The organism is Roseibium algae (assembly GCF_037783265.1).
GTDB classification, from domain to species: domain Bacteria; phylum Pseudomonadota; class Alphaproteobacteria; order Rhizobiales; family Stappiaceae; genus Roseibium; species Roseibium algae.
On record NZ_JBAKIA010000033.1, the window covers coordinates 1 to 13,057 of the forward strand.

A 13,057-nucleotide genomic window follows, 5' to 3' on the forward strand; every position below is an offset into this window, starting at 1 on the left:
CACAACCGGACGGCGGCCGGGCTGGAAGTCATCGACCTGGACAAGCCCCAACAGGATATCAAGGACGTGATAGGTGGTGCCGTCGATCCCAAGGGCGGGTGCAACGCGCTTGAGAACCAGAGACACGTCTCGCTTGGCAACGCTTGGCCGGTCATCCTGGGCCGCCAAATGCGCGCTCGCAAGAACTCCCGCTGACACTTTGCGAAAACTCGCAATCTGATGTGAAGAAGACATAGGTCCTCCTTTGCCGAACGCAACAAAGCGAGCGGACATATAGATTATGGATGCGAGACAGGCTGAAAGGCGCAAGAAAATGTGCTCTGCCCTAAGACAGAACTTGCTTTGCGCTACAAGTGATTCTAGAATCCAAGTTGCTAGACGTCAGATTTAGGCACTTGTGCTTATCTCAATTGGACCCGCCCTCGTGGCGGGTTCTTTGGTTTAAGGCTACATCACTCTCTCTCCTGATCTTCTGACATGCTCTGTTGCAGTTGACTGAAGTCGCTGTAAAACTGCTCCATATTCTTGTTCAGCCATTCGCCAAATTTATGTTCCGATTTTGGAATGATAAGTTGAAGTCCCGAAGAACCCGGTTTAGCAGAACAAATGAGCCTGTCACCAACCCGCGTCACGTTTGCTAAGGAAGCCTCAAGCTTGCTTCCCTTCGGCTTTAAGCCCACAGTCTTGAGCACATGGTTGAATCTGTTAGGTGAATCCATTTCCCGAAAACCATCAGATCGGGAAATATCCAGAGCAAGCTGAAGCTTTTCAGGTGAGGTCTTCAATTTTTCAGCCAAGTCCATCCAACTGGGACGGCCAATCCCATCAGCACGGCCAATTGCTCGAATGAGACCAACCGGAAGACAGCTAAGAACCTTGAAGAGCCGTGAGACCTCAGACTCTGAAACACCCAGAAGGGAGGTCATCTCTCGTTGCTTAATCCCAGTCGACTTCAACTGATCCGCCCACAAAGCTTTTTCGATCCAGGAGAGGTTTTCTCTGACGCCGTTTTCGATTGTCTGTTCGTGAATTAATTGCGCATCAGATAATTCACGAACATACGCGCGTAAAAACACCGTTTCCGGTCGATCAGACTCGCTAGAGATTTGCTTAATCGCCTGCCAACGTCTGTGACCATATGCCAGTTGATACCAACCTGCCTTTGAAGGATGTGGTCGAACCAAGACTGGCAACCTCTGCTTCTCTGAAAGCAAAGAACGCTTCAGTTCATCTTGCGCTTCCCTGGCCTCACTGTCTTCTTCCATACGATCCCGGAACGGAGAAGGCTCAACCCGACTTGGGTCCAGGTTGACGATGCTATCGCCGGCCAAATCTCTCAGGGCTCTCTCTGCGCTAGCCAAAACCGGGGAGCCCTTGCCTTTCCGAATGAGAGACCCAGTGCGTTTCGGTTGCTCTACGCCTTCAGCTCCTGCCTTCAAAGTCTGCAGAATACCCTTTTTCATGATGGCCTCCCCCATTGCTCATGAATGAGTGACAGAATCTCTGAATTTACACGGTCTGCGCTATCAAGTGCCCGCATCAATGGCTCTCGACCAACTTCACCAGTCTCAAGTTCGTAAAGAGATTTCTTAGCAACCCCCCCTGCAGCAACAGCGGTCGATTCAAGGGCTTCAGCAACCAAAACATCGTCTGCAAACAACTTTCGAATGACAGAGGACATAAATTTTTGCGGCCCATCATTTGGGTTCACCCTTGTCAGCAAAACACGGAAAAAGGAATGGTCAAACTCTGCGCCAAACTCGGCAAGGACCTCCGAGAGTTGCGAAATCATGATGAGAAATTGATTGCATGATGCGACGTCAAGCATCGCAGGATGGACCGTTACAATCATTCCAGTAGATGCATAAAGAGCTGCAAGCGTTGCATACCCTAGCGAAGGTGGCGTATCGATCACCACCATATCATAGTTGTCTTCGACGGTAGCAATTGCATTCCTAAGGCGTGCGAAGAACAATCCAAGTTCGTCCCGTACGCCCTCGGTTAGGGCACTTGGAGTATCAAATTCAAAGTCCATCAATTCCAAATTGGCCGGTATCAGATGAAGCCCTGGAAAATATGTCTCGCGGATCACATCGGAAAAGGGCCGCCGATTGGTATCGTAACGCAATGCAGCGTAAGCGGTCTCATCATCACCGACATCGAATTCAGGTTGCAACCCGAATGTCGACGTCATCGAAGCTTGCGGGTCCAGGTCGATACATAGAACCCGGTAGCCCTGCAAAGCCAGATAGTGAGCTAGATGAACGCTGGTCGTTGTCTTGCTTGAGCCGCCTTTGAAATTAGCCGCAGCAAGAATATGAAGTTTTTCACCTTCACGGCGATGTGGAAGCAGCCGAAGTTCATCATCAGGGCGCTGTGCTGCAAGGTATTTACGTAGCTCCCCAACCTGGGGGAGTGTATAGATCCGAGACCCATTTTTGGCCCGATCTGGAACAGGCCCTTTCCCATCAAGGGAAAGGGTTCGCAGAGTGCTTTTGGGAATACCCAGCAGTTTCGCAAGATCCTGCGTGGTGAATGTCCGACCAAATTGCTTTTGTGCCTCTGGCGGATATAATTGAGCGCGAAGATCGTGGAGTTCTTCAGACAATTGAGCTGTATAGCGCGCTATACGCTCAGATGTGTTTTCAGAAGCCATCGAATACATTCCACCTTGTTGCGTCAACTGACGCTTTTCAGCATCAAAGACACCTATAAGGCGTCAGGTAATCGGAAAAAACCGATTCTGCCAAGTTTTTTTTAGTAAATAAGAAGTTAACCCCAAAACCCCGACGCATCGAACTTGGCGTTGCGGCGGCTCTGTTTCTTCAAGGCTTGTCAGAACTTGCCAGTTGGCAAGTATCATATACTCCAGGAAACAGTTTTGAACGACAGGAACACCAAGACGGGCAACGTGATCCGCAAGCTTATGATGCCGCTCAACCGCGCAAATCTCGGACCGGCTGTGGCCAGAAGCCAGCAAGGCAGACACAAGCGCGCCCGTCCCGGCGCTCGGTTCAAGGGTGTTACGGTCGCCGCCCTGCCCCAGATACTCAACCATGCGGCGCGCAACATCCATGGGCGTGACATGACATTCGCTCGCCTTGTCGATGATCAGCGGTTCCTCAATCTTGGCCTTGCCAAAGTCCATGCCCCTGCCGCTGCTGCTGTCCCGGTGCTGAACAGACACGAACATGGGTTTAGGTGGCCGGGTGTAAACTGACTTCTTCATGGGTCCGGTATCCTCATTCAAATAGGGGGAAGCTTGTGAGGGGACGAAGCCCCCTCACCTGTCCAGAAGTTCAAGCAGCTTGCGATGTGGCCTCATCGCCAGCCGGTTTGAGGCCTTCAGGAACCGGGTGCTCTTTCGAGTCCGTCAGGAAGACAGCCACCCATGGACGAGAGTAGGACGGTCCGCCCGCATTCGGATCCAGACAGATTTTGAACCGGAATGTGCCGCAAAGGCTGTTGCGGGTTCCACGGCATTCCGGGTTCACCTTTGAATATTCCGCCTTGGTCATTTCGACCTGCTGGAACTTCTCCGCCTCCCCTTCATGACAACGATCAAGAGCAAAAAGCTCCCCTGCCCTGAAGTTCAGGATCGATGGCTTCGCCGGTTTTTTGTTTGGAACGGTGTAGCCAACCGCCTGCATCAGATCGCGCCAATCGTCCGCGCTCTGATCAAGCGTTTTGCTGTTGGCGATATGCAAAGGCAGTGGAACCGCGCTTGTCAGTTCAAAGCCAAGATCGGACGCCTTGGCTGTTGGTTTCATGGAGCCATGCTCACGGGCAAAGCCTTGAAGAATGACCGCCGTCAATTCGCCTTCGAACCGCTCAACAGATTCCAACAAATCCCGCTCATAGGCCAGACGGTTCAACGTGTGGTCAATCCAGCGCCGACGCATTGGGCTGTCAATCACCGCCTGGGAATTGCGCATGGACATATCCCGCAGCTCTTGTGCCGTTATTGTCCCCTCGCAAAAGGCGCGGTGGTGATCCCAATGGCAAATCGCCTGCTTGTTCACAAAGCCGCCTGCAATCTTCGCAATAAGCGCGTCTGTTGTCGCCTTTTCCCAAACCTTGAGGCAAAGGGCAGCATGGTTGATATCGCGCTGAAGATCGCGCAACTCCACCAGCAGGGTCTTGATCCGATTGGCGCGGGTCCGGTCGCTGTTCTTCCTGTTGGCGTGACGCTCAACCCCTGTCGCTTTCCACTGCCAATGCTGAACCGCCTTGGACGCCTTGACGGCCTTGTCCATGTTGCCATGCATCTGCTCTTGGGTCTTGCGCGCCTTTCGTTCTGAGTGATGGCCCACAAGAATGGGCTGGCCCATATGGAAGGCTTGCGACAGATCGTCAGCTGCTCTCAAGAATGCATTGGATTGCTGCGCCCTCTTTTGCGCCAGATCGTCCAGACGCGCTGCCTTTGCCTCGGCCCGTTCTGCAAGGGTTGTTCCTTCCGGCTCAATCTCCCCGGCAAGCTCAATGCAAAGATCCTCACGTTTCGGGGTCCACTTGGGAGCAACAAACAATTCCTGTTTGGGAGCCCATTTAAAGCCAAGCTCTTTCACGCGGGCATAGGTTTCTGCATCAAGCCTGCTGCTGGCATAAAGGCGCAATTTGTTGTCTTCCGGGCTGTAGGTGGCGTCAATGATGGTCATTTGTTTTGCTCCGTGGGCTGTCGGCATGTTGCCGTTTCATTTTTCCCGACGTGGAAACTGGCGCGGGAAACGGGGGAGACGGGTCCAGGACCGAAAGCGGGGAGGGGCATCACCCTTGCGCACAAGCGATAGCGCGGAGCATGGGGATACCCCGCTGTAGGCCGCGCAGCGGTTTATCCTTGACCTATCGGGGGCAAAGCCCCGTTCAGACAAACAAATGGCTGGCTCGTCCAGGCTGCATAAAGGGGGGATGCGGGTCTGATCTGGAGACGCGCCCCAGCGGGGCAAGGCTCCAGTTCAAGAGTCAGTCCAGCCCGTGGGCTGGTCCCACGCTGTTGCTTATACTCTCAAAAATAATTCCTGAACTTAGATCAGCTTTAACCTCACAATTGGATCGCTGTTCCTTTTTGCCAACTTGGTCGGAATTGTCGGTATCAGTGGGTTTGGCGGCGACGAATCGCTGCGCCTGATTGCTGGCCACCCATCCTTGGAACTCGTATATGCTGCGTGGCAGGGGAGCGCTGGCACCCGGTTGGGTGAACACTTTCCAAGTTTGCCCGACAAACTTGCCGAAATAGTGATCAAAAAATGGAACCCTAACTCCATACCGGAGCTCGACCTGTTGTTTGCGTCCTTACCAACCGGCACATCGGCAGAGGCTCTTGAGCTGGTCCCCAAGGATGTGAAGATCGTCGATATCGGCCGCGACCACCACTATGTCGACGGCTGAGCATATGGTCTCGCAGACGTCTGGCCGGATGAGATCAGGGGACAAAGCCGTGTGGCCAATCCGGGTTGCTTCCCGGCAGCGACGCAAATCGCATTCGGCCCCCTGCTGGCCAGCAAGTTGATCGAGCCGGACAACATCGTGATCGACGCCAAGACCGGAATCTCTGGTGCGGGCCGGGGAGGGGGGGTCTCTTTTGCCGCAAGCAACGAGAACCTCATACCCTATGGATTGCTGAAGCATGTCAACATGCCAGAGATAGAAACGGCGATCGAACAGCTGGCGGTTCCAGTCCCGCGGCTGGTTTCCACGCCGCATCTGGTACCGATGCCCGGGGCATCCTTGTGGCCGCTTATTGTCGTAGTACAGCAGACACGGCGCAATGTCTGGACACTGCCCGGCGCTACTACGAAAATCGGACTTTCGTGCATGTCACTGACAAGCCGCCACAGACCAAATGGGCAACCGGCTAAAACCTTGCATTTGTTAGCTATGCCGCTGATCCCGAACGTAATCTGGTGATTGCATTGGGCGTCATTGACAATCTCGGCAAGGGCGCGGCTGGTCAAGCCGTACAGAATGCAAACCTGATGTGTGGCTTACCAGAAACCGCTGGCCTGCAAGGCCTACCGGTTGGGCCGTGATTAGGAACCATTCTGCTATGAAGAGATCCATAGTACTTGTCACAATTCATTTTGTGATGAGTTTCTGTTGCTTAAAGCTATCTGATTTTCACTCAGGAACCCTTGGGAGCAGTTCTGTTAATCTGGATAAATTATATATTTCAATACGTTAAGTCATTTGATGTCAAATCCACTGACCGGCATGCCTGACCGCGTCCGGCTCATTGTCGGTGATGTGGATCGGGAAAGCGAACAGCTTTGAGGCAACTTTTTCAACGCGTTCGTGAAGGATATCTCGCATAGTCTTGTCCGTGGCGACATAAACGTAGCCTTTCACGAACTCATTCAAGTCTTTGCGAACGCGCTTAAGCCAAATGTGCGCGGTGCGATCATCTTCACGTGGTTCCTTGTCTGGTTCGTGGTGAGCCACCAACCAGACGATCACAAAGGGCTCCCTGCGTGCCAGCAGGCGATCTACCCCATCGGTCAAGCGGGACACGCGGTCAGGTTCTCCGAGCTCCGGGAACCGTATCTTTGCGACAGGCCAGCCCGACAGATCGAAAAGGTCTGCATGTTCCGGCTTATGTGCAGGAGTATGGGAGGTCATGTGCTGATTTTCCTATTGAAATGGATCATAAGGCCGACGAATAGAACGGCCATAGCGGCAAAATACCAAGCCCAGTCAATAAACTGGACCAACTGAGAACTGAGCAGCATTGCAAGAGCAGCAACAAAACGGCCAATGCCGTAATAGGCGGCGTAATCCGTGACAGGTTGCGGTCCGCGTGCCCAACCAAGAATGAGCGCAGCGTAAACGACGAAAATACCACCAATGCTGCCACCTATCGTCACCGCTCCTACCATAGCAGGCAGCGACGATTGGTTTATTATCCCAAAGAACATAAGGCCAATAGACAGCAGACTTGTCCCGCCGAATATCAGCAAGGCCCAGCGATGCCCCAGAGTGTTGATCAAAGGGATGGCAATGACAGAAGCGACAATCAGACCAACAGGGCCAAGTGTTCCGACAACCCAGCCAATCTGGCTAAGTGGCACACCCATAGACACCAGCATGAGGCGGTTGAGCCCTGTTGCAGGAAATATGATTGCGCATACAATCACCAGGAGAAAAAGTCGCGCTCTGCTTGTTTTGTCGCCAAACAGGTGGCGCAGACTGGCCCTTGCCGATCTTCGATTTGCTGTGTTTTCAGTGAGATGAAGCAGAATAAGCGGCACAGCCAAAACGGTCAGGAGGCCAGCGAGAACCAAGAAAGACGCTTCCCGACCCCAGACATCGAATCTTGCAACAAGAAGACCGCCCCCGAACATCGAGCCGAGAGCCAATGCCGTCAGCTTGGTGCCCGCAGCCCATCCCCTAAAGCGGGGAGACACGGTTTCAACGGCAATGCCATCAAGCGCTAGGTCCATAGTGGCCATGGCAAACGCTGCTGTGAATCCAAATGCAATCAATAAGCCGAAAGCCTGAGCTGGTGCAAAAGCTGCCCCAATCACCGAAAGCAATGTGATGGCCTGCATCCAAACAACCCAGCCGATTCTGCTTCGCATCCCTGGTGGTCGAAACCGGTCCACCAAAGGGGCCCAAAGAAAGGCAAGGCCAAATGGCATGTAAAACGCATACGCCCACCCCGCATGACCAATGTTCCAGCCAGATGACAGGATCAGTGGCGGAAGCCCGCCCTGGATCAACCCCAGGACGGCTCCGAAGCCAACGTAAAGCGCGTTCAGTGCAATAAGCAGAGCCGGTTGGGAAACCAAAGGCCCGACAGGCTGATCTTCAGCCATTGAAACTTTCTGCCCGGCAAGTGAGTTTACCATTTACGTGAGAACTTAAGGGAAATGGCACGTTCGTTGCCGTAGTTACAGAAATTGTTGTTCAGGCAAGTGACGTAGGTGTTATCTAGCAAGTTCGTCACGTTGAGTTGAAGGCTTGTGCCTTCCCAGCCTTGGCCAACATTTGCAAGGTCATAACTGGCCATGGCATCTACTAACGCATAGCCGGGAACCTTGATCCGCGTACCGTCTGCCAGGAAACCTCCTGTCGATTCCCCGACATAACGTGCCCCACCGCCAAGCATCAGATTGGACAGGAAGCCTTCGTCAAAGGTGTAGTCCATCCAAAGAGAAGCCGTTCCATCTGGCGTGCCCACGGGGCTGTGCCCCACGGCAGAGCCGGAACCGGAGATCAATTCAGCGTCAACCACGCTGAGAGCGGCAACCACATTCCATTTTGACAAAGGTTGGAATTTCGCTTCAAATTCAAGTCCGCGCGAACGCGTTGTACCATTTTGATAACTTCTTCCCGGAGAGGCCTGGGTGATCGTATTGTCTTGCTCGATGTTGTAGGCGGCAAGGGTAAACAGTCCTGGGAAAAAGTCCGGTTCATATTTCACACCGACTTCATATTGTTGTGCGGTAAGAGGTTCAAAAGCTCCTCCAGTGCGCGCATCTGTGCCGGTAACTGGCAAAAAGGACGTCGACCAGCTACCATAAACAGACGCGCCATTGTCAAAGCTATAGACCACACCCAATTTTCCGCTGACGGCCATATCATCGACTGTGGATGTGGTTTCAGTTCGCCGATTGCGGGTTTTTGTCTCGACATAATCGTAGCGCAGGCCGCCCCAAAGACTGATTGCTCCAATCTCTGCCTGATCCTGGATATAAAGCCCGGCTTGTTTCTGCACTTGATGCTGATCAATGAACGGATTAGGGCTCGGGATGGACTGATTATAGTCTGGTGCCAAGTAGTCAACTGACGGTGCCCCTCCATATTGGGCCTGATAGTCCCAATCCATCTGCTGATAGCTGACGCCCAGCAACAAGGTATGATCGACCTGCCCGGTTGAAAAATCGCCGAGCAGATTGGCATCAAATGTCGCTCCAAGAAGATCTTCCTGAGTATCCCAAGTGTAGCGGGAAATGGTCGATCCGGAGAGGCTTTGCGTCAGCACTGATGCTGTGTCGACGTTCAGGTCGACCACACTAGCCTTGGCACGAAAGTCCCATACATCTGAGAGCTGATGCGACAGATCAGTTGTCAGGATCGTCTGCTCACGTTCGAAGAGATCATGGTTTGGCGACCCGTCAAAAAAGCTTTCTGGAATATCAGCATAGCCCGGATTGTCCCAAACCGTTCCCCGGGTGGGTAATACACCATAGTATCCGCCTTCGGGATCATAGGTATAGGTCAAAGCAACGTTCAGCTCGGTATCTTCCGTGGGCCGCCAGTTAATCGACGGTGCGATAAACCGTCTCTCTTCCTTAGTGTAATCAACCTGAGTATCGGAATCCTTCAAATGCCCGATAAGCCGGTAGCTGAGCGTGTCACTTTTGGGAAGTGGGCCAGAGAAATCAAAGGTTGCTTCCTTTTGGTTGAAAGTGCCGACTGTGACCGACACCTCATTTTGAGGTGTTAGCGTCGGGCGTTTGGTGACAACATTCACCATTCCGCCCGCCTGCGTACTGCCGTAAACCGATGAAGATGGCCCCTTCAGCAATTCAACGCGTTCGATATTGCTGATGTCAGTCTGTGGAACAGCATAACTTGGGGCACGCAAAAGCGGCATGCCATCGGAATACAAGACAGATTCGCCAGGCGCACCGAACCCACGGATATAAGGCATGTCGTAGCGAGAGGACGAGCCGCGCACTTCTGACGAAACGCCAGCACTGTAGCGCATGGCTTGAGAAACGGTTTCAGCGTTTTGTGCAGTCACCTGATCCGCGCTGACAACCGACACAGAACCAGGCACTTTGACGAGTGCAGTGTTGGTCTTGGTAGCAGTCGCACTTTGCTCCGCGATGTATCCGTCCACTGGGCCATAAGCATTTTCACCAGACACCACCAATTGTGCGAGAGCTGTTGAACCATCTGCACTGTAGGCCGATTGTTCGGCACCCGGAGCAATCAGCGACATGGCGTTTTCTGAGGTGAACCGATAGCTAACCCCTGTCCCGGCGAGCAACTGCGTCATTGCCTGCTGCGGCGTCAATACCCCGGAAACAGCTGAACTGCGGAGCCCTCTCACGGAAGACGTGTCATAAAACACTTTGATCCCAGCCCGACTGGCAAAGGTCAAAATGGCACGATTCAGACTTTGCGCCGGAATGTTGAATGAACGCGCGCTTGAAACGCCGACATTCTCTGTCTGGCCAACCGCTGGAGCTACCGGAGCCAACAACCCAAGGCAGACTGCCAGAGCGCTTACCGAAGTGCGCGTTTGTTTTACAGAATGTCTTCGATCAAACCGCTTGTTCACCATTTTAGTCGCCCTTTTGTTTTCTATTGGCCACGCATACCGCGCCCTTTGAAAATAAGACGATAAAACTCATGTATTACAGTAAGTGAAAATTAATCTTTTTAATTGCTATGAAATATCATTAGCTTAATAGAGGATCGTGATCAGTGGTGGGACAGACAGAACACCTAAATTCAGTTCACCTGCAATACGAGTGACGGCATCACTCACATCGGCAACATCAAAGACCCCACTCACGCGAAGTTGCGCCAGCGCACCGCTCCGGATCACAATGCGACCACGTCGGTAGCGGTTGATTTCTGCAACCACCTCATCGAGGCGACGATTGTCAAAAATGAGCGTTCCTGTCCGCCAGGCCATGTCGAACTCATCTTTTTCGGAACGAATATCTGCAAAGCCCCCCCCAGGCTCATAGGTCACAGAGTGCCCCTCAGAAAGATGGACAGATCTTCCGTTCTCCGCTAGCACCTCAACATCATGCTCGGTCACGAAAACCTCAATATCATCCTGCACTCTGTCAACCATGAACTCAGTACCGAGCGCAGTCGTCGTGAGAGACTCCGCAGTTACTTCAAAAGGTCGAGCCTCTGACCTGTCGGCACCGACACTCATAGGAGCAACGATAAAATAGGCCTTGCCTTCCAGCAGCCGCACTTGCCGACGTTCATCATTATAATTCAGGGCAATCGCGCTTCCTGATGCCAAATCCACACGGCTGCCATCAGGCAGAGCGACTGTCTTCATGGCGCCCGTGGCGATGTAATCCGCCTGCCAGAAAGTTACAGGATTACCATACCAAAACGTACAGCCCCCGAATACCAGCAGAGTTAGCAAAGGCAGAACGAGCATGGCCTGTTGTTTGATAGTACCCCGTTTCCACGCACTCGTCATAGCAGAGGCAATCTGCACGTCTGTCTTGTCAGGCACTTTCGACAGCGTTTGGTCACAAAGCTCTCCACTCGACAATTGACCAAGCTCTGCCCAGGTTGCACTTGCATTTTCGAACGCTTCCTGGTGATCTGGCCCTTGAGCGACCCAGGCTTCGAAAGTCACTCGATCCGCTCGCGACACATTCTCGGCACCCAAACGAATGACCCATTCGCATGCTTCAGCCTCAAGAACTTCAAACTTCATGTTTTCGTTTGTCACTATGGTCTCCTAACCTGCTGATGAATGGCAGCAGGTCGCCTCACATAGTAAGACGAGGGCAGGGGACTAATCCGGTAACGAACATGTCTACACATCATTGCAGTTTGCCCCCATCGCGCAGACACCGGGTGACATGCAGCAGGGCCTTGGCCAAGTGCTTTTGAACCGAACTCTCCGAAATATCGAGACGTTGAGAGACGTCCCTGTAGCTCAGGCCATCTATCCGGTTCAATTCGAAGATCTGACGTGTCCTGCTTGGGAGATCTTCAAGAGCGGCCGTCAGTTGGCTTAAGCGCTCACGTCCAAGGGTGATTGCTTCCTGACCTGGAGTTTCATCTGCCATCGTATCGAGGACATCAGAACCAGGAGCATCAGTTCGCCGACGTGCCTGTTGACGGATGTGATCTACCGCAAGATTGTGCGCTGTTCGATACAGGTAAGAGCGGTCATGCAAGACGGTGGAGCCATCTACCGTATTCTTCTCGGCGTATCGCAAAAAGGCTTCCTGCGTCAGGTCAGCCGCAAGCTCTGGATCGCGCAATTTGTTGGTCAGATAGGCCTGAAGCTCTCTATGGTAGGAAAGATAAAGCTTCTTTAGGGCGTTTTCAGTCAAAGCTCTTCATCGTGCTCCGCATTACATCAGGTGCACTTACCGGTTTTGATCAGATCCGTCCAGCGCAAGACTAGGACCGCTCGCCATTGGTGCGAAGCCCCGGCTCAAGGATCAGTCCAGCCCATGAATATTGATTTTCGGGAGAAATCTGCTACATTGAGGTTCGAAGTGAGACGACAGGTTTCCCTGCCGCCTCTTTTCCTAGCTTATGAATTGGACCCGGATTCGCATCTGCCAGGATGTCCGGGTCTTCTTCAAAGTAAGAGTAACGCTAATAGGTATGAACCACATAGCATTACCTCCGATTTTAAGAGCAAGGCTGTTGCCACAGCCGGGGAAGCCAATCTTCCCCGGTCGCACCGCTGGCTCGGTGCTGCTGCTTCTGCTCTCAAAAACTCAGATCCTCATCCTACATGACTCGGACCGCGAACTGGTTAACAGCCGTTAACGAACTGCATTCCGGTTCGGGTCTTTCAAATGCCATATGCCCATCTGTGTATTCCATCCCGACCATGCCCGGTCCTTCCGGGTGGCCATTTAAATCACTTCTGTGATCCTCTGCGGCCTGCCATGCGGCGTCCTCACTGTCATGATCCTTGACCGCGTAGCGGGCAATGATGCTGCCCTGCGGGTCACAGGTGACAAAGGCGCGGATTGTGCGTTCGCGGTTGCTCATTACGTCTTCCAGGATCTTCCCCGTCAATCCGCCGCCTCGCGGGTGGCAAGGCGGCGGGGTGAGAACGGTGGTCTATTCAGCGGCAACCAAAACAGGGCGGGCGATCTGCTCAACGACAGGGGTGCGAACATGCTCAGGCAACCAGTTGGTGCCTTTGACCTTGGCGGCGGCATAGGCTGCGGCCTCTTTCTTCTTCATCTTGAGCACGGGCTCTGCCACGTCCTCGCTGCAAGCCTCAACAACCGCTTGATGAATGTCCGACAGTTTCAGGCGCTGGAAGTAGGCTTCATCTGCCTCATAATGCTCGCTCATGTCTGTGTTCAGGCTGAGC

Annotated in this window: 13 protein-coding genes and 1 pseudogene; 2 read left to right on the plus strand and 12 right to left on the minus strand. The window is 53.1% G+C overall.

Annotated elements, in window-relative coordinates:
- The 5 genes from V6575_RS22810 to V6575_RS22830 form a co-directional block, all read right to left on the minus strand.
- Nucleotides 1-234, minus strand: a 234-nt coding sequence (locus V6575_RS22810; protein WP_340277775.1) for a helix-turn-helix domain-containing protein, incomplete at its 3' end; no start/stop codon positions are given.
- Nucleotides 235-452: 218 nt separating this feature from the next.
- Complete coding sequence (gene repB, locus V6575_RS22815; protein ID WP_340277777.1) at nt 453-1,463, minus strand: plasmid partitioning protein RepB; 1,011 nt, start codon at nt 1,461-1,463, stop codon at nt 453-455.
- Nucleotides 1,460-2,656: a plasmid partitioning protein RepA gene (gene repA / locus V6575_RS22820; protein WP_340277779.1), complete on the minus strand. Its 1,197-nt coding sequence runs from the start codon at nt 2,654-2,656 to the stop codon at nt 1,460-1,462. The genes repB and repA overlap by 4 nt, the downstream gene beginning before the upstream one ends.
- 63 nt (nt 2,657-2,719) lie before the next feature.
- Nucleotides 2,720-3,229, minus strand: a complete 510-nt coding sequence (locus V6575_RS22825; RefSeq protein ID WP_340277781.1) for a methyltransferase type 11 — start codon at nt 3,227-3,229, stop codon at nt 2,720-2,722.
- 70 nt (nt 3,230-3,299) lie between these two features.
- Complete coding sequence (locus tag V6575_RS22830; RefSeq protein WP_340277782.1) at nt 3,300-4,658, minus strand: DUF3560 domain-containing protein; 1,359 nt, start codon at nt 4,656-4,658, stop codon at nt 3,300-3,302.
- 415 nt (nt 4,659-5,073) lie between these two features.
- Here V6575_RS22830 and V6575_RS22835 point away from each other — a divergent pair, with 415 nt between their 5' ends.
- Both V6575_RS22835 and V6575_RS22840 read left to right on the plus strand, forming a co-directional pair.
- Nucleotides 5,074-5,388 (plus strand): hypothetical protein, encoded by a 315-nt coding sequence (locus tag V6575_RS22835; RefSeq protein ID WP_340277784.1) that lies wholly within the window; start codon nt 5,074-5,076, stop codon nt 5,386-5,388.
- A gap of 51 nt (nt 5,389-5,439) precedes the next feature.
- Complete coding sequence (locus V6575_RS22840; protein WP_340277785.1) at nt 5,440-5,907, plus strand: hypothetical protein; 468 nt, start codon at nt 5,440-5,442, stop codon at nt 5,905-5,907.
- 285 nt (nt 5,908-6,192) lie between these two features.
- Here V6575_RS22840 and V6575_RS22845 read toward each other — a convergent pair whose 3' ends face one another.
- The 7 genes and pseudogenes from V6575_RS22845 to V6575_RS22875 form a co-directional block, all read right to left on the minus strand.
- Nucleotides 6,193-6,615 carry an O-fucosyltransferase family protein gene (locus tag V6575_RS22845; RefSeq protein WP_340277786.1) on the minus strand — a complete coding sequence of 141 codons (423 nt, stop codon included), beginning with the start codon at nt 6,613-6,615 and terminating at the stop codon, nt 6,193-6,195.
- A complete protein-coding gene (locus V6575_RS22850; protein ID WP_340277788.1) occupies nt 6,612-7,811 on the minus strand; it encodes an MFS transporter in 1,200 nt (399 codons plus the stop codon). The genes V6575_RS22845 and V6575_RS22850 overlap by 4 nt, the downstream gene beginning before the upstream one ends.
- A 26-nt stretch (nt 7,812-7,837) precedes the next feature.
- A complete protein-coding gene (locus V6575_RS22855; protein WP_340277790.1) occupies nt 7,838-10,291 on the minus strand; it encodes a TonB-dependent siderophore receptor in 2,454 nt (817 codons plus the stop codon).
- 123 nt (nt 10,292-10,414) lie between these two features.
- Nucleotides 10,415-11,437 (minus strand): FecR family protein, encoded by a 1,023-nt coding sequence (locus V6575_RS22860; protein ID WP_340277793.1) that lies wholly within the window; start codon nt 11,435-11,437, stop codon nt 10,415-10,417.
- A 94-nt stretch (nt 11,438-11,531) separates the two neighbouring features.
- Nucleotides 11,532-12,050: an RNA polymerase sigma factor gene (locus tag V6575_RS22865; RefSeq protein WP_340277794.1), complete on the minus strand. Its 519-nt coding sequence runs from the start codon at nt 12,048-12,050 to the stop codon at nt 11,532-11,534.
- 409 nt (nt 12,051-12,459) lie between these two features.
- Nucleotides 12,460-12,726, minus strand: coding sequence for a hypothetical protein (locus V6575_RS22870; protein WP_340277795.1), 267 nt, complete (start codon nt 12,724-12,726; stop codon nt 12,460-12,462).
- Nucleotides 12,727-12,798: 72 nt separating this feature from the next.
- A pseudogene (locus V6575_RS22875) lies at nt 12,799-13,057 on the minus strand (hypothetical protein); the annotation flags it as partial.

Bases quoted from the DNA above. Each gene is read 5' to 3' on its own strand.
- repB (WP_340277777.1), bottom strand. From the start codon at position 1,463: ATGAAAAAGGGTATTCTGCAGACTTTGAAGGCAGGAGCTGAAGGCGTA.
- repA (WP_340277779.1), bottom strand. From the start codon at position 2,656: ATGGCTTCTGAAAACACATCTGAGCGTATAGCGCGCTATACAGCTCAA.
- V6575_RS22825 (WP_340277781.1), bottom strand. From the start codon at position 3,229: ATGAAGAAGTCAGTTTACACCCGGCCACCTAAACCCATGTTCGTGTCT.
- V6575_RS22830 (WP_340277782.1), bottom strand. From the start codon at position 4,658: ATGACCATCATTGACGCCACCTACAGCCCGGAAGACAACAAATTGCGC.
- V6575_RS22845 (WP_340277786.1), bottom strand. From the start codon at position 6,615: ATGACCTCCCATACTCCTGCACATAAGCCGGAACATGCAGACCTTTTC.
- V6575_RS22850 (WP_340277788.1), bottom strand. From the start codon at position 7,811: ATGGCTGAAGATCAGCCTGTCGGGCCTTTGGTTTCCCAACCGGCTCTG.
- V6575_RS22855 (WP_340277790.1), bottom strand. From the start codon at position 10,291: ATGGTGAACAAGCGGTTTGATCGAAGACATTCTGTAAAACAAACGCGC.
- V6575_RS22870 (WP_340277795.1), bottom strand. From the start codon at position 12,726: ATGAGCAACCGCGAACGCACAATCCGCGCCTTTGTCACCTGTGACCCG.